Genomic DNA, 20,692 nt, shown 5'->3' with positions numbered 1-20,692 from the left:
GGAAGGTACGAGCAGTGCGTGATCTGAGGTCTGAGCTGCTGTCCGGGCGGATGGCGGAGGTGGCTCTCGCGCATGTGCGGGAGGGCCGTGCGGCGGTCGAGCCTCGGCCGGCGTCGACGGTCATCCTGGTCCGGGACGCCTCGGCAGGGCCTGAGGTCTATCTGCTCCGGCGCCAGCAGTCGATGGCGTTCGCCGCGGGCATGACCGTCTTCCCGGGCGGGCGCGTGGACGCGACCGACTCGAGCATCGCCGACTCGTGGGAAGGTCCCCCGCCCGAGTGGTTCGGCGAGCGGCTCGGGTGCTCGGCCGAGACGGCGGCGGCGTACGTCGCGGCCGCCGTACGGGAGACGTTCGAGGAGTCCGGCGTCCTGCTGGCCGGCGAGTCCACCGAGACCGTCGTCAGCGACACCACCGGCGCGGACTGGGAGGCTGACCGGGTAGCGCTCGAGGACCGTTCGCTGGGGTTCGCCGAGTTCCTGCACCGGCGCGGTCTGGTACTCCGGGCCGACCTGCTCGCCCCCTGGGCGCACTGGATCACCCCCGAGTTCGAGCCCCGCCGCTACGACACCCGCTTCTTCGTCGCGGCACTCCCGGCCGGCCAGGTCACCCGCGACGTGACCAGCGAGTCCGACCAGGTCGCCTGGATGCGCCCGGCCGACGCCGTCGCGGCCGTCGACGCCGGCGAGATGTTGATGCTGCCGCCGACGTACCTGTGCTGCCGCGACCTCACCCCGTACGCCGACGTCGCCGCCGTACTGGACTCGGCCACCGACCGCCGGATCACGCCCGTGCAGCCGACCGTGCGGATCGAGAACGACCAGGCCTTCCTCGAGACCACGGAGTCGTGATGACCGCCGAGCAGCTCACCCCGTACGCCGCCCGCGTGCTCGCCGCGAACCCGGGCCCGATGACACTCGACGGCACCAACACCTGGATCCTGCGCGCCCCCGACTCCGACCGGGCCGTCGTCGTCGACCCCGGCCCGCTGCTCGAGGAGCACCTGCGCGCCGTACTGGACGCCGTCGCGGCGGCCGGCGCGACGGTCGAGACGGTGCTGCTCACCCACAACCACTTCGACCACTCCGAAGGCGCCGCCTGGTTCGCGAACCAGGCGAACTGCCCGGTCCGCGCGGTCGACCCGGCGTACCGGATCCCGACCGACCACGCGCACGGCCTGGCCGAGGGCGACGTGATCGGCGCCGGCGACCTGCGGATCGAGGTCCTCCCGACGCCAGGCCACACGCTCGACTCGGTCTGCTTCTGGCTCCCGCAGGACGGCTCGCTGCTCACCGGCGACACCGTCCTCGGCCGCGGTACGTCGGTCGTCGCCCACCCGGACGGTGCCCTGGGCCCCTATCTCGAGTCCCTCGAAAGCCTCCGGGCCTTCGCCAACTCACCCGCCGGCGTCGCCCGCCTGCTCCCGGGCCACGGTCCGGTCATCGAGGACCCGACCGGGGTGCTCACCTACTACCTAGACCACCGCCGCGACCGCCTGGACCAGGTCCGCGCCGCCGTAGCCGCCGGCCACACCACCCCGGAAGCAGTCGTCGAGAACGTCTACGCCGACGTCGACAAAAAGCTGTGGCCCGCAGCCGAGAGATCGGTGCGGGCCCAGCTGGAGTACTTGAACAGCTGACCGGCCGTCGGCCGGGAGCTGCCGGTACGGCGTACCGGTAGCTGGTGCGGCGCGGGCGCTCGGGGGTAGGGCGGTCCGCGTGGCCGCCGTCGCGGTCAGCGCACCCGGCCCATGGGGTCAGCGGGCTCGGCGCTGGAGGCGCTCGACGTCGAGCAGGACGACCGAGCGGGGCTCGAGGCGGACCCAGCCGCGGGAGGCGAAGTCGGCGAGGGCCTTGTTGACGGTCTCGCGGGAGGCGCCGACCAGTTGGGCGAGCTCCTCCTGGGTCAGGTCGTGGTGGACGTGCACGCCGTCGTCCGCCGTCCGGCCGAAGCGGCTGGCCAGGTCGAGCAGGGCCTTGGCGACGCGGCCCGGTACGTCGGAGAAGACCAGGTCGGCGACGACGTCGGAGACCTTGCGCAGGCGGGACGCGAGCTGGAGCAGCAGGCCGCGGGCGACCTCGGGCCGCCCGGCCAGCCAGCGGAGCAGCTCGTCGTGGGTCAGCGACATCATCGACGCGTCGGTGACGGCGGTGACGGTCGCGGAGCGGGGTCCGGGGTCGAACAGCGACAGCTCGCCGAACATCTGGCCCGGGCCGAGCACGGCGATCAGGTTCTCCCGGCCGTCCGCGGAGGTGCGGCCGAGCTTCACCTTGCCCTCGACCACGACGAACAGCCGGTCGCCGGAGTCGCCTTCGTGGAACAGCACCTGGCCGCGGCGCAGCCGGTTCTCGGTCATCGACGCGGCGAGCGCGGTCGCTGCCTCGTCGTCGAGCTGACTGAACAGCGGTGCCTGTCGGAGCACTGCGGCGTCCACGAAATGGCCTCCTCGGACCTCTACTGCAAGCTTCGAAAGGGGCTGCGAGCCCCTTCGGCGCCGGGCAGAAAGCACCCGGCCGCCTCAAAACCGTACTTCCTCCGGTCACGGAACCGCCATTTAGGTGGCCCGGGACGCGCCGGGAAGGCCGTCCGACGGCCTCCTGGGCGGGGCAGGATGAGGCGTGCTCGAGTGGCTGAGGAAACGCTTCGCAGGCGCCAAGGGCCCCGTCGAGCAGCGCTCCGACGTGGTCCGCCAGGCGTGGCTGCTGGCCGGGCAGGGGGAGGTCGACCAGGCCGCCGAGCTGCTGCGGGCGAGCGAGGAGCCGCGGCACCGGGGGATTCTCGTCCTCCTGCTCCGCAAGTACGGGCGCCTCGACGAGGCGATCCGGTTGCTCGAAGCCGATCCGGACGCCGACCAGGTGCAGTTGCGGCAGTTCGTCGGCGAGCGAGGCGCGGAGCTCGTCCAGCTGATCCGTGGGCGGGACATTGCCGTGTACCCGCCGGAGCCGACGACGTACGTCGACGATCTGCTGCTGGACGGCCGGCTCGACGAAGCCGTCGAGAAGCTGAAGGCGAGCCGGCTGCCCGCCGATCAGCCCAGGCTCCGGACACTGCTGCGCGAGCTCGACCGGACCGACGAGCTGCGTGCGCTGGCTGCCAGCTCGGTCCGCCTGGCCACGTACCGGGCGGAGAAGCGGGCGGACGATCCGCGTCTCCACGCCGCCGGTGGTGACGACGAGGCAGGTGTGCCGATCGAGACGCTCGCCCAGGAGGGGCAGGTGGAGGAGCCGACGGCCCACGCGGCCGGCGACAGCCGGGTCGACGAGGCAGGCGGGAGCTGGGTCGACGAGGCAGGCGGGAGCCGGATCGACGAGGCCCTGGCCGTGCTGGACGCCTCGGACCAGCGGGGTGCGCCGAGGAAGGCGGCCCGTCTGCGAGCGGCGCACGGGCTGGTCGACGAGCTGCGGGCGCGCGCCGACGCCGGTGAGCGCCCGTCGGTCCAGGTACTCGCCGCCTACCTGGCCGACCACGGCGAGGTCGACGAACTCCGCCGGAGGGCCGCGGGCGGCGGTGACACGAGCCTGGTCTTCCGGCACCAGCTGGTTCGAGCCCTGGGTCGGCTCCGGCGGCTGGACGAGCTGGCGGACCTGGCGGACGGCGACAGGTTGGCGGGCCAGGCCTGGTGGGCAGCTGTGCTCGCCGACGCCGACGCCGACGCCGACGCCGACGCCGACGGGGACCGGGACGCGGACGCCGACGGGGACGCGGACGCGGACGCGGATGGGGACGCCGGCGGGGATGCGGATGCTGGCGAGGACGCGGACGCCGAGGTCGGCGGAAACGCGGACGGGGACGGGGACGCCAGCGGGGATGGGGACGCCAGCGGAGATGGGGACGCCGACGGAGGTGCCCCGGCCGAGCGCGGCGTCCGGGCGGCGCTGGCCGCGCATGCGGCGTACAGCTCCTGGTACGCCGACGAGAGCCGCATGCGCGGTGTGATCGAACTGCTTGCCGAACAAGCGCGTATCGGTACGGCTGTCGAGTTCGCCCGGGCCCGTGTCCAGGCGGGCGACCAGTGGGCCAGTGCGTGGGTGCCGCGGCAGGACGAGGACGAGGCTCGGCCGGGGCTGTCCTCGTACGACGACCTGCTGGCCACCGCGGTCGAGGCCGCCGTACGGGAGCTGCTGCCGGGCGACGCCGACGGGCAGGAGCGTGCGACCACGGCTCGGATCGCCGACGAGGGCTCCTCTTACTACGCGGACGTGCGGGTCAGCATCCACGCGCTCGGGCAGGTCACGATCTCGCTGGCCTGCTGGCTGGTCGGGACGGACACCGCGCGCTACTTCGGCGACGACCCGCCCACCGAGGCGGAGACGAAGCTGCCGCCGGACGGTACGGCGGTCACGGATCTCGCCTCGACGGTCGCCGTACTGGACGAGCTGGCGATCCGGCTGAACGCGATCGACCCGCCGGTTCCGCACCCCGGCGGGCGGCACCTGACGATCACCGTCCCGTTGCGCACCGCGCCGCTGACCGCCGTACCGGACTGACGCGGCCGGGAGCTCCCCGCCGCCGAGCGCCCGGCCGCGGCACCGGGCCGCGGACACCGGGTCGCGGACACCGGGTCGCGGAGCCCAGCCGCGGAGCTCCGCCGCCGAGCGCCCGGCCGCGGAGCCCGGCCGCCGACACCGGGCCGCCGACACCGGGCCGCGGAGTCCGGCCGCGACACCGGGCCGCGGACATCGGCCGCGGAGCCCGGCCGCGACACCGGGCCGCGGACATCGGCCGCTGGGCCCGGCCGCGGATTCCGGGGAGTGAGCCGCGGATATCGGGTGGAGTGCCGCACGTAGGCTGGCCTGCATGACCCAGCGCGTCGCGGACCCCAATCCGCACCCGGTTCCGGCCCCGGTTCTCAACCCGCCCGTGAAGCTGCCGCGGAAGGCTCCGGTATACGCCGACGAGACGCCGACGCAGCTGGTCCGGCGGGCGCGCAAGATGCACAAGGTGCTCACCGACACCTACCCGGACGCGCACTGCGAGCTCGACTTCACGTCGCCGCTGGAGTTGCTGGTGGCCACGATCCTGTCGGCGCAGACCACCGACGTGACGGTGAACAAGGTGACGCCGACGCTCTTCTCCCGGTACCCGACCGCGCAGGCGTACGCCGAGGCGGACCGCGAGGAGATGGAGGCGATCCTCAAGCCGACCGGTTTCTTCCGCGCGAAGACGAACAGCCTGCTCAAGCTCGGCCAGGCGCTCGTCGACGACTACGACGGTGTCGTGCCCGGCACGCTGGAGGAGCTGGTCAAGCTCCCCGGCACCGGCCGCAAGACCGCGAACGTCGTGCTCGGCAACGCGTTCGGCGTCCCTGGCATCACCGTCGACACCCACTTCGGCCGCCTGGTCCGCCGCTTCGGCTGGACCACGGAGGAGGACCCGGTCAAGGTCGAGCACCTGATCGGCGCGCTGTTCCCGAAGAAGGACTGGACGATGCTGTCCCACCGCCTCATCTTCCACGGCCGCCGCCGCTGCCACGCCAAGAAGCCCGCCTGCGGCGCCTGCCCGATCGCCCAGTGGTGCCCGTCGTACGGCACTGGCCCCACCGACCCCGACCTGGCCGCCAAACTCGTCAAGGTCCCCGCGTGAGACAGGTCCGTACGGCGGTGCTGCTGGCCGCAACTCTTCTGCTGCTCACCGCCTGTGGGACCGAGAAGACCAGCAGTTCGCCGTCCACGAAGGCTCCCGAGCAGGCGTTGGCCTGTGAGGCGGAGCCTTCCAAGCCGCCGGTCGCGAACGGCCTGCCTGATGTGACTCTGCCCTGCCTGGGCGACGGCCCCGACGTACGGCTGGCTGATCTGCGGGGTCCGCTGGTCCTCAACGTCTGGGCGCAGTGGTGCGGCCCGTGCCGGGAGGAAGCGCCGTTCCTCGCCGAGCTGCAGAAGAAGGCCGGCGGGAAGGTGAAGCTGCTCGGCATCGACTACGCGGATCCGCGCCGCGAGCTGGCGGTCGAGTTCGCAGGAGAGCACGGGCTCGCCTACCCGCATCTGGTCGACGCCGAGAAGGCCGTCCAGCAGCCGCTCAAGATCGGCGGTCCGCCGTTGACCGCGTTCGTCGACGGGGACGGCAAGGTCGTCTACGTGCACCGCGGCGTACTGAAGTCCCAGCAGGAGCTCGACCAGCTGGTGAAGGACAAACTGGGGGTCGACCTGTGACCGCGACGACGTTCGACACCGAGCTGCCGGCCTGGCTCAACCAGTTGCTCACGGCCTCGAAAACCGTTGATCCCAACGAACTTTCGCGGTTCCTCCCGCCCGACGACCCGGCCGTCCGCGAGTCCGCCGTCCTCATCTTGCTTGCTGATGGCAACGAAACTGAGGGCCCCGACGTCCTGCTCACCGAACGCTCCTGGACGCTGCGCTCGCACGCCGGCCAGATGGCCTTCCCCGGCGGCCGCAGCGACGAGGAGGACGGCACCGGCGTCGAAGGCCTGATCCGTACGGCGTTGCGCGAGGCCGAGGAGGAGACCGGGCTCGACCCGACCGGCGTCGAGGTGTTCGCGGTCTGGCCGGCGCTCTGGGTCCCGGTCAGCAACTTCGGCGTCTCGCCGGTGCTCGCCTGGTGGCGCGAACCGTCGCCGGTCGCCGTCGTCGACCCGGCCGAGGTCGCCTCCGTGCACCGCGTCGCGCTCTCCGCGCTGGCCGACCCGGCGAACCGCGTCAACTGCATCCACCCGTCCGGTTTCACCGGCCCGGCGTTCGTGATCGGCGACCTGTTCATCTGGGGCTTCACCGCCGGTCTGCTCGACAAATTGCTGCTGCTCGGCGGCTGGGCGCGCGACTGGGACCCGGCTCGCGTCGTACCGTTGCCCGACCGACTGGTCGAGGCGGCCTGGCGGAGTGAGGGGCAGCGGTCGCAGGAGGAGCGGCGGCTGACTGCCATCGAGCACGACTTGGGGCGTCCGGAGGGTGTGGAGTGAGCATTCTCGATTGGGTGCTGGTGGCGGTCACCGTGCTGGTGGCCGTTTCCGGGTACGTCGAGGGCTTCATCCTCGGCGCCTGCGCGACGCTCGGCCTGCTGGCCGGCGCCGCCGTCGGCGTGTACGGCGTACCGAAGGTCCTGGACAACTTCGACCCGAGCGTCGAGGTCTCGTTCGCGGCGCTGGTACTCGTGATCCTGCTGGCCTCGGTCGGGCGGACGATCGGCGCGCTGCTCGGCTCGCGGCTGCGGAACAAGATCTCCTGGAAACCCGTCAAGGCCGTCGACGCGCTCGGCGGTGCGGTGCTGGCCGCGGCCTCGGTGCTGGTCGTCTCGTGGGTGCTCGGCGTCGCGGTGAGCGGGGCGCGGATCCCGGACGTCACGTCGGCGGTGCGCGGTTCGAAGTTGCTGGCCAAGGTCGACGAGGTCCTGCCGAACCGGGCTGACCAGGCGCTGCAGGCCTTCAACGACGTGGTGAACACCGATCTGTTCCCGCGCTTCCTCGACCCGTTCGTCCCCGAGCGGATCCGGGAGACCCAGCCGCCGGACGGCGGGATCGGGCGGACGGCGGCGGTCAAGGCGGCGTACAGCCGGATCGCGAAGGTGACCGGCGTGGCGAACTGCTCGCGCGGTCTCGAGGGATCTGGTTTCGTCTACGCGCCGCAGCGGGTGATGACCAACGCGCACGTCGTGGCCGGCGTCGAGAACCCGAAGGTCGAGGTCGACAAGCGCTCGTACGACGCGACGGTGGTGCTGTTCGACCCGGAGGTCGATGTCGCGGTGCTGTACGTGCCGAAGCTGAACGCCCAGCCGCTGGTGTTCGACGACAGCGGCAAGGCCGACGCGGCGTCCGTCGTCCTGGGGTATCCGGAGAACGGCCCGTTCAACTCCGAACCGGCCCGGATCCGCTCGGAGGAACGCCTCCGCGGCCCGGACATCTACGGCGACCGCACGGTCACCCGCAAGGCCTTCTCGATCTGGGCGTCGGTCCGCCCCGGCAACTCCGGCGGCCCGCTGATCTCTACCCGCGGCACGGTGTACGGCGTCGTCTTCGCCGCCTCGGTCGAGGACAACCGCACCGGCTACGTCCTCACCGCCGCCCAGGTCGCCGAAGCCGCCGACCAGGGCAACAAGGCGACGAAGGAAGTCTCCACCCGCACCTGCACCTGATTGGGGGTGGGGGAGAGCCCGTCGCCCCCAACCGCGAGCGGCTCCGCCGCCGCGAACCCCGCGGCGCTGTCCGCCCGGGCTTCGTCGGCCGCGCCCGCTCCAGTTCCCGCGCCCCCGGCACTGCCCCGCCTCGTTCCCGCCCCGCCTCGCACCCGCCCCGCCTCGCACCCGCCCAACCTCGCCGCGGCCTAGTTCCCGCCCCGTCCGCCTCGTTCCGCCCCGGTCCGTCCCACCTCGCTGCCGCAGTCCCGCCTCGCTCCCGTTCCCCGCGCGGCCCCGCGTTGCTGCGCCCCGCCTCGACCCCGCCCCGCCTCGCTCCCGCCCTGCCTCGCGCCGTCCGGCTTCGCTCACGCCCTGCCCGCCTCGACCCGCTCCCGCTTCGCTCCCGTCCCGCTTCGCTCCCGCCCCGCCTCGCTCCCGCCCTGCCTCGCGCCGTCCGGCTTCGCTCGCGCCCGGCGCGCCTCGACCCGCTCCCGCTTTGCTCCCGTCCCGCTCCCGCGCGGCCCCCGCGTTGCTGCGCCCGCCTCGGTCCCGTCCCGCTTCGTTCCCGCGCGGCCCCGCGTTGCTGCGCCCCGCCTCGACCCGCTCCTGCTTTGCTCCCGTCCCGCTTCGCTCCCGCCCCCTGCGGATCCCGCTCGGTTGCTTCCCGGCGATCAGACCTTTTTCTTCCGGCGATGCAGCGGATCGGGTGGGCCGCGGCGTTGGGAGAGTGTGACGGTGACCAGCGAGGTGCCTTCGGGGTTCGACGACGTGGTGCGGTCGAGCGAGCGGCGGCTGCTGCGGGTCGCGTTGATGCTGGCGGGGAACGTGCACACCGCCGAGGACGTGGTGCAGACCGTGCTCGCCCGCGCGCACCGCAAGTGGAAGCGGATCGGGCGGCTGGAGCACCCGGAGGCGTACCTGCGGACGATGGTGGTGAACGAGTTCCTCAGCTGGCGGCGCCGGCTGAAGAACGGCGAACTGCCATTGGCCGAGCTCGACGAGACGCCGACGACCGAGGACGTGAGCGGCCGGCAGGTCGAGCGGGACGCCGCCTGGCGGTTGCTCGCGAAGCTGCCCCGCCGGCAACGCGCCGTACTGGTCCTGCGGTACTACGAGGATCTTCCGGACGACGAGATCGCGACCGTGCTCGGGTGTACGGCGAGCACCGTGCGGTCCAACGCGGCCCGGGGCCTGGCGGCCCTGCGCGCCGACCTAGGAGCGACGAGATGACGAAGTCCGACCACGAGCTGGGCGAGCTCCTGCGCGAGACCTTCGCCGACAAAGAACACCAGGTCGATCACTTGCCTGAAGCAACCAAAACCGCGGCTTCCGGTGCTGGCGCCGGGTCTGGCGCCGGAAGCGGCGGTGGGTGGGGTGCCGGCCGGTCCGGAAACCGCCGGTTGACCCCGGTGCTCGCCGGGGCGGCGGCGGTGGTCGTCGTGCTCGGCGGCGCGATCGTCGTCCGCCAGAACCTTCCGCAACCCACCAGCCTCCCGGCGCCTGCCGCCACCACGACGACCACCCCCACCGTCCAGCCGATCGTGCAGACCGAGGCGGTGGTGATGTGGGCGGCGGCGATCAAAGGCATCATCGAGCGCGAACCAGGCGCACCGACGTACTACGTCATCGACGCCCCGCAGGAAAACGAGAACGGTGGCCGCGGCAAGCCTTTCACCGACCTGGAGAAGGGCGGGATCGCGAGTCTCGTCGCCCCGGAGAAGATCGAGTGGATCGCCAAGCGGCCAGCGCTCGCCGACCCCTGCTCCCCGGACGCCGGAGGCCCGTACGTCAACGTCGGCAAGATCGTCGATCGCGGCGACCACGTCGAGATCGACGCGGGCGTCTGGCGCGGTTGCCTGTCCGCGCGCTGGCTCACCTTCCGCCTCGATCAGAAGGCCGGCGACTGGAAGGTCACCGGCACGGTCGGCCCGGAAGCGGTCTCCTGATTCCGGCCTTTAGGCCTCCTAAACCGTCCGCAGCCAGTCCAGCAGTACCTCGGTGAACTGATCCGGCGCCTCCTCGTGCGGGAAGTGCCCGACCGTCGTCAGCGCCTCGTGCCGCAGCGGTGCCGCGATCAACTCCGGCGGCGTGATCCAGCTAGCCGGCGCCACAGCGCCGTCCAATCCGCCGACCACCTGCAGGACCGGTACGTCGATCGGCTCACGCATCCGCGCCGAGTACCGCCGCCCGTCAGTCCGCAGCCGCGACCGCACGAACCACCGGTGGTACTCCAACGCACAGTGCGGCGCCGGCCAGACCTGCAGCGCCGCTCGGTACCGCCGCGACGCCTCCGCGTCCGGGAAGTCGCCACCCGGGGCCGCCCAAGCCCGCAGCAGCTGCTCGATGTGGATCCCGTCGTGCGCGAGCAACCGCCGTTCGGGCAGGATCGGCAGCTGGAACCACCCGACCTGCGCTGCCGCCCGCGGCCGGCCCGACCGCAGCAGCATCAACGGATGCGGAGCCGACACCGCCGCCACCGCCCGGACCTGCCGGGAAGCCAGTACGGCGGCCGACCACGCGACGAACCCGCCCCACCCGTGCCCGACCACGACCGCCTCGGACGCGCCGAGCGAGCGGATCACGCCGGACACGTCGGCCGACACCGTGAACGGGTCGTACCCGCGCGGCGTCTTGTCGCTCGCGCCGTACCCGCGCAGGTCCATCGCGACCGCCCGGTACCCGGCCGCGGCGACAGCCGGCAGCTGATGCCGCCAGGCCCACCAGAACTCGGGGAAACCGTGCAGGAAGAGCACCAGGGGATCGTCCGCCGTACCGCACTCGGCGACGTGGAACCGGGCGCCGTTGGCCGCGACCAGGGCGTGCGACCAGGGCCCGTCGACGAGCAGGTCGGAGACTCCGGCGGGGCTCAGTCGCCCTTCCCGACCGCCTTGAGCGCCTCGACCGACTCCTTCGAGGTCTCGATGGCGCGCTGCGGGCCCTTCGCCTGGCCGAGCTGGTTCTTGCCGATCAGCACGAGGACGGCGGCGATCAGCAGGTACACCACCGCCACGATCAGGAACGCCAGCGCCGGGTGCAGCCCGAGCGCGCTGACGCCGTACGCCGCAGCGATGGACAGCAGGATGATCGCGAGCAACCCGAGGAACGCGGCACCGCCGAACAACCCGGCCCCGGTCCCGGCCTTCACCGCGGTCTTCTTCAGCTCGGCCTTGCCCAGCTCGATCTCGCTGCGCACCAAGCTGGACAGATCCCGGCTGGCGTTCGCGACGAGCTGCCCGACCGTCGGCTCGTCCTCTTGCCCCATCGACATGGCGCTCCTTCCGTCCCTGCCCCGACCCTACCGCCGCGTACGACGAACCGCCGGTACCCAATCGCCGAACACCGACCCGCAGAGGCGACGCGCACCACTGATCAACCGAGGAGTCGGCGCCGATTCCCGCCGGGCTCTGAGCGTGCGGGGCCGCCGGCGCGCCGGGTTGATCAGTGGTGGGCGTCGGCGGTTCAGTCGGCGTACACGCGGTTGCGCCGGAACAGCAGCCCAGCCGCGACCAGTGCGGCGATCACCGACCCGATCAGGACCGCGGCCTTGGCCCGCTCGGTCTGCGCCACGTCACCGCCGAACGCGAGCTGCGCGATCAGCAGTGCGACCGTGAACCCGATGCCGGCCAGGACCGACACGGCCGCGACGTCGCGCCAGGCCAGGTCCGAGTTGAGCTCGGCGCGGGTGAAGCGCGCCGTCAGCCAGGCCCCGCCGAAGACACCCAGGAACTTGCCGACCACCAGACCGGCGACGATGCCGATGGCGACCGGGTCGGTGAGCATCTCCCGGACGGCACCGCCGCTCAGGGTCACGCCGGCGGCGAACAGGGCGAACAACGGCACGGCCAGTCCGGCGGACCACGGCCGCAGCCGGTGCTCGATCCGCTCGGCCGGTGCGTGGTCCTCGCCGGGATCGGTGACCACCCGGGTGACCAGGCCCAGCGCGACGCCGGCGATCGTCGCGTGGATCCCCGACTCGTGCATGAACCACCAGGCGCCGAGCGCCACCGGGACGTACAGCAGCGGCGTCCGGATCCGGAACCGCTGCAGCACGGCGAACACCGCGATCAGCGCCAGTGCGGCCAGCAGCGCGAGCAGGTGGAACCCGTGCGAGAAGAACACCGCGATCACCAGGATCGCGCCGAAGTCGTCGACCACCGCCAGCGTCAGCAGGAACGCCCGCAGCGCTCCCGGCAGCGAGGACCCGACGATCGCCAGCACCGCCAGGGCGAACGCGATGTCGGTCGCGGTCGGCACCGCCCAGCCCTCGGTCCGGCCGCCGGTCGCGGTCAGGTTCACCACCAGGTAGATGATTGCCGGAAGCACCATTCCGGCGAGGGCGGCGACCACCGGTACGACGGCCTCGCTCAGCTTCGACAAGGTGCCCACGACGAGCTCGCGCTTGAGCTCGACGCCGGCCAGGTAGAAGAACAGGGCCAGCGCGCCGTCGGCGGCCCAGGCCTCGACGGTCAACGGACCCAGCTGGGCCTCGCGCAGGTGGTGGTAGGCGTCCTGCCACGGGGAGTTGGCCCAGATCAGCGCGATCACCGCCGCGCCGAGCAGCAGCAGGCCACCGGTGGTCTCGGCCCGCAAGGTGTCGGCCAGGAAAGCGCGCTCACTTGTCAGGATGCGAGGGAACGCACGACGACGGCGGCGGACACGCGTGACTGGGGGCATGAACAACCCTTTCGTTCCGGGATCGGTCGGACGACTCGCCGACCAGACTTCCCGGCACACCGTGTTGCGTTCGGCATCAGTCTAGGCGATCGACGGTGATTGCGCCCGGCTCCGCGATGGGAGAGGCTTACCGCTGGAGCGCCGGGAAGTCTGGTCGGCAGTGCCCGTCCCCGTCCGGGGTGCGGGCCGGTCGACGATCCTGGAGGCGCTGTGACACGGCCCGGTTCCTGGCAGAAGGCTGTGAGAGATCTCACGCCGCCGCACTGCCGCCGCGTAGGCTGCAGAAGTGCACGCAGAACAGATGGCCGAGGAGTTTCCGGTAGTCAGCCTGGACAGCGATGCGCTCGCGGCGGTCGAACTGCTCGCCTCGCGGCGGCTGCCCGGTCTGATCGTGGTCGACGAGAAGGGCCGCCCGCACTCGGTGCTGCCGGCCTCCCAGGTGGTCCGCTTCCTGGTGCCCAGCTACGTCCAGGACGATCCGTCGCTGGCCCGCGTGATCGACGAGTCGCCGGCCGACCAGGTCGCCGAGAAGCTGACCGGCGTGACGGTCCGCAAACTCCTGCCCGCGCAGCCCACCGAGTTGCCGGTGGTCAACCACGACGACACGGTGCTGGAGGTCGCGGCGATCATGGCCCGGCTGCGCTGCCCGTTGGTCGCGGTGGTGAAGGACCAGGAGATCACCGGCGCGATCAGCGCCTCCCGGCTGCTCGAGCTGGTCGTCAAGCCGCACTGACCGTCGTACCGCCTCGCGGCCGCCGGGCGGTGGCCGGATGACCGTCATCGCGGTGGTCGTGTTCGTGATCGCCTACGTGCTGATCGCGACCGAGTGGACCCACAAGTTGCTGGCCGCGCTCGGCGGTGCGGCCGTGCTGCTCGCGCTCGGGGTGACCGATTCCGAGCACGCGTTCTACTCGCACGAGACCGGCGTCGACTGGGACGTCATCTTCCTGCTGCTCGGGATGATGGTGATCGTCGGCATCCTGCGCCGTACCGGGGTGTTCGAGTACGTCGCGATCTGGGCGGCCAAACGGGCCAAGGGATCGCCGTTGCGGGTGATGCTGCTGCTCACCCTGATCACCGCGGTGGCCTCGGCGTTCCTCGACAACGTGACCACGGTGCTGCTGATCGCGCCGGTCACGCTGCTCGTTTGCGAGCGGCTCGGGATCAACCCGGTGCCGTTCCTGATCGCGGAGGTGATGGCGTCCAACATCGGTGGTGCCGCGACGCTGATCGGTGACCCGCCGAACATCATCATCGCCAGCCGGTCGGGGCTGACCTTCAACGACTTCCTGGTCCACATGGCGCCGCTGGTGGTGATCGTGCTGGTCGTGTTCTGTCTGGTCGTGCCCTGGCTGTTCCGTGGCTCCTTCGAGGTCGACCCGGCCAAGGTCGAGAACGTGATGCGCCTGAACGAGCGCGAGGCGATCGAGGACAAACGGCTGCTGGTGAAGAGCGGCATCGTCCTGACCGCGGTACTGATCGGTTTTGTGGGGCACTCGGTGTTCCACGTCGAACCGTCGGTGGTCGCGTTGCTCGGCGCCGGGCTGCTGGTCCTGATCTCCGGGGTCGCCACCCGTGACTACATGAGCGCCGTGGAGTGGCAGACCCTGCTGTTCTTCGCCGGTCTGTTCGTCATGGTCGGGGCGCTGGTGAAGACCGGCGTGATCGGGACGCTGGCCGGCAAGGTCCAGGACTTCACCGAGGGCCGGGCGCTGTTCGCGGTGATGCTGATCCTGGTCGTGTCCGCGGTCCTGTCCGGCATCATCGACAACATCCCGTACGTCGCGACGATGAGCCCCGTCGTGCTGGAGCTGACCAAGGGAATCCCGGACCCGACCCAGGCCGACGCGCTGTGGTGGGCGCTCGCGATCGGTGCCGACTTCGGCGGGAATGCCACCGCGGTCGGAGCCAGCGCGAACGTGGTGGTGATCGGCCTGGCGCTGCGCGCGGGGTACCCGATCTCGTTCTGGGAGTTCACCCGCAAGGGTGTGGTGATGATGGCGATCACGATCGTCGTCGCCGCGCCGTACCTGTGGCTGCGGTACTTCGTCCTGGCGTGAACGCCTTTCCGGCGAGCGGTTTCCTATCTGCATCACACCCTCGGCCGCTCGACGCGGGGGCCTCGGTTTGGGAGGATGATCGCTGGCCGTCCTGGGGCTCCGGCCAGTACTGTCGGTGAACGGTCGACCGACCGCAACGATGACGAACGACCGAGTCCCGGCAACCGGTTTGCCGGCCAGATCCCCAGGGAACACGACACCATGGCGCGCCCAAGGAACAACCCCGGCGACCTCGCCGAGCTCCCGACCGAGCTGCGGACCGACCGGCCGAAGGGCGACCAGATCCGCGAGATCCTGGAGCGCCTCACCCGTAGCCTGGCGGCCGGGACGGTGCTGCCCTCGGAGCGGGTGCTGGCCGAGCGGTTCGGGGTGGCCCGGATGACGGTCCGCCAGGAGGTCGACCGCGTCGTCGCCGAGGGCCTGGCCGCGCGGCGTCCAGGTGGTGGCACGTTCGTCGCCGAACCACGCCCGAACAAGCTGCTCGCATCGTCGTTCAGCCAGGACATGCACACCCGCGGCATCACGCCCGGCGCGAAGGTCCTCGAGCACCGGGTCGGCGCCGCCGACGAGACCCTCGCCGCCGAGCTCGAGGTGCCGGTCGGCACCCCCGTCCTCCACCTGGTCCGCCTCCGCACCGGTGACGGCGAGCCGATGGCGATCGAGCGCACCAACCTCTCCCTCAACCGCTTCCCCGGCCTGGACGCACTCTCGTTCGACGAGCTCTCCCTGTACGGCGAACTGGCTACCCGCTACGGCGTCTCCCTCGGCATGGTCTCCGCCTCGATCGTCGCCGCCCCACCCGACACCCCCGAGGACGCCGCCCTCCTCGGCATCGACCAGACCACCCCCTGCCTGATCATCACCTCGGCCCCCCGCACCGCCGCCGGCGAGGTCATCGAGTGGGGCCGCTCCACCTACCGCTCCGACCGCTACGACATCACCGTCGCCTACCGCACAACCTGATCAAGTATCAAATGGTCGGGCGATTGCCGAATGGCTCCGGAACACCCGCCTGATCGGAGTCACTGGGAGAAGACAGGCACCGGGCGCGAGCCCAGCGCGTGGACCGAGGTGGTCAGAAGATGATTGCCTCGGGCGTCGATGATGCAACGGGCCGGATCCTTGGTCCCACTGGCGACGTCGAACACCCGCACCTCGAGATCCTCGACGAGGGCGCCGGGGACCTGGTCGAGGTACTTGGCGGACGCAAGCTGACATTCGGCCGCGGTGGCCCGCCGCTGGCTCCCGGTGGCGACGTACTCGCCGCTGTGCAAGGCGGAACAGGCCACGTTTTTCGTGACGCGCCGATCCACACATCGCCGCCAGCTCGCGCCGGCTTCGCCGCGTAGAGCGTCGCGCGCCGATCCGTAGACCTCTCGTCCCGCGTCCACAGCACATTTACCGGTAGGAGACTTCCCGGCCCGCGCCACGGTGACATCGAGGGCAGGCACGCCGCCAAGGAAGTCGACGACCGCGCCAAGGTCGCAGTTCGAAACCTCTGGGATCTCTTCGAGGCGATGCTGGTCACGGCAGTCGACCGCCGTACGACGCGAGGTCCAACAGGCCGGGCCTGCCGTCGACGGTGGAACTGACGTACTCGAAGAGGTCGATGGCGATGGCGTCGGTGATGGCATCGGCGTAACGACACTCGTCTCAGGAGACCTGGTTGTTGCCGGATCTCCGGGGGCAAGCCAGTGGGCCACGGCGACGAGACCACCGACGACGAACACCGCAAGTCCGACGAGCTCGCCGATCGCGACCAGCGTCTTGATGACCGGGTGCTCGTTCAGGCGATCGAGGTGCCCGAACACGACTCCCCGCCGAGTGCTCGTCGACGACTTCGCTGCAGAGCTGTCCGGGACGTCCGGATCGGTCAAGACAGGACCATGTTCATGAGCACCGCCTCGACGGCGCCGCCGTTGCACTCCGCGGTGTTCTTCAGCGACACGATGACCTTCAGCGCGTTCACCTTCGGCACCGGCAGATCGAAGGCCGCGATCTGGTTGAGCTTGACGCTCTTCTGGTCGCGGTATTGGCCGTTGGCGTCGATCCTCACGACCAGCACCTGGTCGGAGGTCTCCGACGAGTTGCTCTGGCCGAACTCGAGCTTGAGCCGCCCGAAGTTGTTCGCCAGCCGCAGTTCCAGCGTCTCCTCGTAACCACAGCCGCTCAGGGTGCCGCCGATGCCGGTCGCCTGTTTACGGTCGGCGATGTCGTACCGGCCGTCCTTCCAGCCATCGGGGTACTTGAAGATGTTGCCCAGCACCAAAGGACGCCCGGCGACATCTGTCGCGAGGGCGACCGGCGTCGCCGAGTCCGTCGGTTCACCCGAGTCGTCCGTCACCGGCGTTTCGATGGGCACCGTCGGACTGTCCGTCGGAGACGGTGCCGCGACGGTCGTAGTCACCGTGACAGTTGTCGTTGCAGTCGGTTGGTCGGTGGTCTCGGCTGCGCCCCCACACCCGGCTGCCAGGAGCATTGCTCCGGACAGTAGACCCACCACAGAAAATCGTTGTCCACCCCTGGTTCCCCACATTTTCGCGATGCTACGCAGTTACCCAGGGTGAGTCTATGGATCGATCATTTGAACTTTGAGTAGTCGCAGATCCGTGATCACAGGTGGTTGGCGGCGACGCCCAGGGCGAAGGCCGTGCCGGTCAGGCCCAGCATGATGGTGGCCAGGATCCGCAGGCGGCGTTGGTACGTCGGGAGCTCGGCGGCCGTCGCGAAGACTCGGTGGGGCCAGTGGCGCCAGGAGACGTGCCAGAAGATGGCGGTGGCGGCCAGGAGCAGGACGGCTTTGACGAGGTGGATCCACCAGTGGGAGGTGTCCAGCAGCAGGAGGACGACGCCGCTGGCGGCGATCACACCGATCAGGCCGATCACCTTCCAGCGGTTGCCTGAGGCAATGATCAGGGTGAGGGCCTCGCGGGAGTCGGGGTCGCGGGCGTAGAACTTGGCGAGTTTGGGCTGGATGACGAACAGCGAGTAGGCCATGCCGCCGACCCATGCGGCGGCCAGGCCGGCGTGGAGGATCGCTACCAGGGCGGTCATCGGTACTGCTCGAGGACGGGAAGCGGCAGGAGTGAGATCAGGCCGGTCAAGCGGTCGAGGGTCTTGAGCAGCTCGTCGGGTCGGGTGCGGCCGAAGATCGGGTAGACGGTCGCCACCAGGTCCTGTTCCATCAAGGCCCAGGTGTGCAGCTTGTTGCGGCGCATGGATTTCATCAGCTCCGGGTGCAGGATCTGGGCGGCGACCTGCGGGTTGGTGTTCACCAGGCGGTACCAGCGGCTGAAGTTCGGGTTCGTGGTGAGCGGCTCCGGCATGCCCTTCAGGTCGTACGCCGGGTCGGCGTTCTCCACGATCTGGAACCAGGGGACCTTCGCCGGCAGCTCGATCGCCCACACCGTGTTGATCCGGACGGCGCCGGGCTTCGGGACCTTGCCGTCCGTCCAGGCGTCGCGCACCGCCTCGAGTGTGACCTGACGGTGGTAGTCGAACGCGGTGAATCGCAGCCCGTGGTGCCGCCCGCTCACCACGCCGAACGCGAGCTCGTCCTTCCCGCGCAGACAGAACGGCAACGCGTACCGCCACCGGTCCGCCAGCCCAGAGCCCTCCGTCGCGAAGCCCCACCCGTGCCGAGCCGCCAACGCCGCCCGCTCGTCGTTGGTCTTCGCGATCCGCTTCGCCTCCAGGGTCTGCACGCCCTCAGGCTAGGGCGCGCCCCGGTCCACCTCGGCGAAGAGCCTGTACGCCGCCGAGCCCAGCGGCGTACAGGCCCAACGGATCAGTCCTCGTCGGCCTTGCCGGACTCGAGGTTGGTCTTGATCAGGTCCATCACCGTGGAGTCGGCCAGCGTGGTGACGTCGCCGACCTCGCGGTTCTCGGCGACGTCGCGGAGCAGGCGGCGCATGATCTTGCCCGACCGCGTCTTCGGCAGCTCGGCCACGACCATGATCTGCCGCGGCTTCGCGATCGGGCCGATCTCCTTGGCGACGTGGTTGCGCAGCTCCTGGACGACGTCCGGTCCGCCGTCGCCGGCCTCCGAGCGCAGGATCACGAACGCCGCGATCGCCTGCCCGGTGGTCGGGTCGGAGGCGCCGACGACGGCGGCCTCGGCGACCTTCGGGTGCGAGACCAGCGCGGACTCGATCTCGGTGGTCGAGAGCCGGTGGCCGGACACGTTCATCACGTCGTCGACCCGGCCGAGCAGCCAGATGTCGCCGTCCTCGTCCTTCTTGGCGCCGTCGCCCGCGAAGTAGACGCCCGGCCAGCGCGACCAGTACGTCTCCTTGAAGCGCTCGTCGTCGCCCCACAGCGTGCGCAGCATCGACGGCCACGGCTTGTCGATGATCAGGTAACCGCCGGACCCGTTCGGCACCGACTTGCCCGCGTCGTCGACGACGTCGACGCTCACGCCCGGGATCGCCTTCATCGCCGCGCCCGGCTTGCCGGAGGTGACGCCGGGCAGCGGGGAGATCATGTGCATGCCGGTCTCGGTCTGCCACCAGGTGTCGACCACCGGCGCCTTGTTGCCGCCGATGTTCTCCCGGTACCAGATGTAGGCCTCGGGGTTGATCGGCTCGCCGACCGACCCGATCACGCGCAGCGTGGACAGGTCGAACTTCGCCGGGATCTCCTTGCCCCACTTCATGAACGTCCGGATCGCGGTCGGCGCGCAGTACAGGATCGAGACCTTGTACTTCTGCACGATCTCCCACCAGCGGCCCTGGTGCGGGGTGTCGGGCGTGCCCTCGTAGAGCACCGAGGTGGTCCCGTTCGCGAGCGCGCCGTACACGATGTAGCTGTGCCCGGTGACCCAGCCGATGTCGGCGGCGGTCCAGTAGACGTCGGTGTCGGCCTTGAGGTCGAAGACCGCCCACTGCGTGTACGACGTCCCCACCAGGTAGCCGCCGGTGGTGTGCAGGATGCCCTTCGGCTTGCCCGTGCTGCCCGACGTGTACATCACGTACAGCGGGTGCTCGGCGTCGAACGCCTCCGGGGTGTGCTCGGTCGACTGCTTGCCGACGAAGTCGTCCCACCACAGGTCGCGGCCCTCGACCATCGCGGTCTCCTGGCCGGTCCGGTTCACCACGAGCACGTTGCGCACGTCCGGGCAGTCCTCGAGCGCGGTGTCGACGGCCGGCTTCAGCGCCGCCGGCGCGCCCCGGCGGTAGCCGCCGTCGGCGGTGATCACGACGCGGGCGTCGCAGTCCAGGATGCGGCCCTTCAGCGCGTCCGCGGAGAAACCGCCGAAGATGACGGTGTGCGGGGCGCCGATCCGGGCGCAGGCGAGCATCGCGACCACGGTCTCGGGGATCATCGGCATGTAGATCGCGACGATGTCGCCGGCCTGCACGCCGAGCTCCAGCAAGGCGTTGGCGGCCTTCGACACCTCGTCCTTGAGCTGGGCGTAGGTGATCTCGCGGGTGTCACCCGGCTCGCCCTCGAAGTAGTACGCGACCCGGTCGCCGAGGCCGTTCTCCACGTGCCGGTCGACGCAGTTGTACGCCGCGTTGAGCTTGCCGTCGGCGTACCACTTCGCGAACGGCGGGTTGCTCCAGTCCAGCGTCTGCGTCGGCTCGACGGCCCAGGTCAGCCGCTTGGCCTGCTCGGCCCAGAACCCCTCCAGGTCCGCGGCGGCCGTCTCGTAGGCGTCGGCCTTCACGTTCGCCTGCGCGGCGAGCTCGGCCGGCGGGTCGAAACGCCGCTCCTCGTGCATCAGGTTCGACAGCGCTGGGGACTGGGGCTCGGAACTGGTCACGGTCGCGGACTCCTCGTCGATAGCCGGTCGGCGCGCCCGGGCGCCGCCCCCTTTCTACCAATGGCAGACCACCCGCGGTACTGGTGGTTCGCCGAGCAGACCTCTATCTGCGCCGAACGGGAGGTTCAGTGAA

The 20,692-nt window shown here is 70.8% G+C and carries 21 protein-coding genes; 12 read left to right on the top strand and 9 right to left on the bottom strand.

What is annotated here, in order from left to right:
- The first annotated feature begins 14 nt into the window (after positions 1 to 14).
- Complete coding sequence (locus ABD235_RS21625; RefSeq protein ID WP_344176778.1) at positions 15 to 848, top strand: NUDIX hydrolase; 834 nt, start codon at positions 15 to 17, stop codon at positions 846 to 848.
- Positions 848 to 1,636, top strand: coding sequence for an MBL fold metallo-hydrolase (locus tag ABD235_RS21620; protein ID WP_344176776.1), 789 nt, complete (start codon positions 848 to 850; stop codon positions 1,634 to 1,636). Before ABD235_RS21625 ends, ABD235_RS21620 begins: the two co-directional genes overlap by 1 nt.
- Before the next feature lie 117 nt (positions 1,637 to 1,753).
- Here the strand turns inward: ABD235_RS21620 and ABD235_RS21615 are convergent, their stop codons facing one another.
- The gene (locus ABD235_RS21615) at positions 1,754 to 2,431 is read right to left on the bottom strand and encodes a cyclic nucleotide-binding domain-containing protein (protein WP_184801658.1); all 678 of its coding nucleotides are present in this window, start codon (positions 2,429 to 2,431) and stop codon (positions 1,754 to 1,756) included.
- A 184-nt stretch (positions 2,432 to 2,615) separates the two neighbouring features.
- On the opposite strand from ABD235_RS21615, the gene ABD235_RS21610 reads away from it, so the two are divergent.
- The 7 genes from ABD235_RS21610 (at position 2,616) to ABD235_RS21580 (ending at position 10,007) form a co-directional block, all read left to right on the top strand.
- Complete coding sequence (locus tag ABD235_RS21610; RefSeq protein WP_344176774.1) at positions 2,616 to 4,484, top strand: hypothetical protein; 1,869 nt, start codon at positions 2,616 to 2,618, stop codon at positions 4,482 to 4,484.
- Positions 4,485 to 4,794: 310 nt separating this feature from the next.
- Positions 4,795 to 5,580 (top strand): endonuclease III, encoded by a 786-nt coding sequence (gene nth / locus ABD235_RS21605; protein ID WP_344176772.1) that lies wholly within the window; start codon positions 4,795 to 4,797, stop codon positions 5,578 to 5,580.
- Positions 5,577 to 6,146: a TlpA family protein disulfide reductase gene (locus tag ABD235_RS21600; protein WP_344176770.1), complete on the top strand. Its 570-nt coding sequence runs from the start codon at positions 5,577 to 5,579 to the stop codon at positions 6,144 to 6,146. Before nth ends, ABD235_RS21600 begins: the two co-directional genes overlap by 4 nt.
- Complete coding sequence (locus ABD235_RS21595) at positions 6,143 to 6,910, top strand: NUDIX hydrolase (protein WP_344176768.1); 768 nt, start codon at positions 6,143 to 6,145, stop codon at positions 6,908 to 6,910. The genes ABD235_RS21600 and ABD235_RS21595 overlap by 4 nt, the downstream gene beginning before the upstream one ends.
- Positions 6,907 to 8,079, top strand: coding sequence for a MarP family serine protease (locus ABD235_RS21590; protein ID WP_344176766.1), 1,173 nt, complete (start codon positions 6,907 to 6,909; stop codon positions 8,077 to 8,079). The genes ABD235_RS21595 and ABD235_RS21590 overlap by 4 nt, the downstream gene beginning before the upstream one ends.
- Before the next feature lie 717 nt (positions 8,080 to 8,796).
- A complete protein-coding gene (locus tag ABD235_RS21585) occupies positions 8,797 to 9,291 on the top strand; it encodes a SigE family RNA polymerase sigma factor (protein WP_344176763.1) in 495 nt (164 codons plus the stop codon).
- Positions 9,288 to 10,007 (top strand): hypothetical protein, encoded by a 720-nt coding sequence (locus ABD235_RS21580; RefSeq protein ID WP_344176760.1) that lies wholly within the window; start codon positions 9,288 to 9,290, stop codon positions 10,005 to 10,007. Before ABD235_RS21585 ends, ABD235_RS21580 begins: the two co-directional genes overlap by 4 nt.
- A gap of 18 nt (positions 10,008 to 10,025) precedes the next feature.
- Here the strand turns inward: ABD235_RS21580 and ABD235_RS21575 are convergent, their stop codons facing one another.
- The 3 genes from ABD235_RS21575 to nhaA form a co-directional block, all read right to left on the bottom strand.
- A complete protein-coding gene (locus ABD235_RS21575; RefSeq protein ID WP_344176758.1) occupies positions 10,026 to 10,814 on the bottom strand; it encodes an alpha/beta fold hydrolase in 789 nt (262 codons plus the stop codon).
- A 113-nt stretch (positions 10,815 to 10,927) separates the two neighbouring features.
- Positions 10,928 to 11,329, bottom strand: a complete 402-nt coding sequence (locus ABD235_RS21570; protein WP_184801666.1) for a phage holin family protein — start codon at positions 11,327 to 11,329, stop codon at positions 10,928 to 10,930.
- Positions 11,330 to 11,520: 191 nt separating this feature from the next.
- Positions 11,521 to 12,735, bottom strand: a complete 1,215-nt coding sequence (gene nhaA, locus ABD235_RS21565; RefSeq protein ID WP_344176754.1) for a Na+/H+ antiporter NhaA — start codon at positions 12,733 to 12,735, stop codon at positions 11,521 to 11,523.
- A gap of 286 nt (positions 12,736 to 13,021) precedes the next feature.
- On the opposite strand from nhaA, the gene ABD235_RS21560 reads away from it, so the two are divergent.
- The 3 genes from ABD235_RS21560 (at position 13,022) to ABD235_RS21550 (ending at position 15,758) form a co-directional block, all read left to right on the top strand.
- Positions 13,022 to 13,468, top strand: a complete 447-nt coding sequence (locus ABD235_RS21560; protein ID WP_344176752.1) for a CBS domain-containing protein — start codon at positions 13,022 to 13,024, stop codon at positions 13,466 to 13,468.
- Between the two features lie 37 nt (positions 13,469 to 13,505).
- Positions 13,506 to 14,795: an ArsB/NhaD family transporter gene (locus tag ABD235_RS21555; protein ID WP_344176750.1), complete on the top strand. Its 1,290-nt coding sequence runs from the start codon at positions 13,506 to 13,508 to the stop codon at positions 14,793 to 14,795.
- 201 nt (positions 14,796 to 14,996) lie between these two features.
- Positions 14,997 to 15,758 (top strand): GntR family transcriptional regulator, encoded by a 762-nt coding sequence (locus ABD235_RS21550; RefSeq protein WP_344176749.1) that lies wholly within the window; start codon positions 14,997 to 14,999, stop codon positions 15,756 to 15,758.
- Positions 15,759 to 15,817: 59 nt separating this feature from the next.
- Here the strand turns inward: ABD235_RS21550 and ABD235_RS21545 are convergent, their stop codons facing one another.
- From ABD235_RS21545 to acs, 5 genes are all read right to left on the bottom strand, one after another.
- Positions 15,818 to 16,672, bottom strand: coding sequence for a hypothetical protein (locus tag ABD235_RS21545; RefSeq protein WP_344176746.1), 855 nt, complete (start codon positions 16,670 to 16,672; stop codon positions 15,818 to 15,820).
- Positions 16,669 to 17,157, bottom strand: a complete 489-nt coding sequence (locus tag ABD235_RS21540; protein ID WP_344176745.1) for a hypothetical protein — start codon at positions 17,155 to 17,157, stop codon at positions 16,669 to 16,671. The genes ABD235_RS21545 and ABD235_RS21540 overlap by 4 nt, the downstream gene beginning before the upstream one ends.
- Positions 17,158 to 17,408: 251 nt before the next feature.
- Positions 17,409 to 17,849 (bottom strand): hypothetical protein, encoded by a 441-nt coding sequence (locus ABD235_RS21535; RefSeq protein ID WP_344176744.1) that lies wholly within the window; start codon positions 17,847 to 17,849, stop codon positions 17,409 to 17,411.
- Positions 17,846 to 18,499, bottom strand: coding sequence for a hypothetical protein (locus tag ABD235_RS21530; protein ID WP_344176742.1), 654 nt, complete (start codon positions 18,497 to 18,499; stop codon positions 17,846 to 17,848). Before ABD235_RS21530 ends, ABD235_RS21535 begins: the two co-directional genes overlap by 4 nt.
- Before the next feature lie 83 nt (positions 18,500 to 18,582).
- Entirely contained in the window at positions 18,583 to 20,559 is a 1,977-nt protein-coding gene (acs, locus tag ABD235_RS21525) for an acetate--CoA ligase (protein WP_425553158.1), read from the bottom strand.
- Positions 20,560 to 20,692 lie beyond the last annotated feature (133 nt).

Origin of the sequence: Kribbella lupini, from assembly GCF_039529595.1 — a bacterium.
GTDB classification, from domain to species: Bacteria; Actinomycetota; Actinomycetes; order Propionibacteriales; family Kribbellaceae; genus Kribbella; species Kribbella lupini.
The sequence above is the reverse complement of the archived record's forward strand: the minus strand, read 5'-3'. Positions and strand labels throughout refer to the sequence as shown.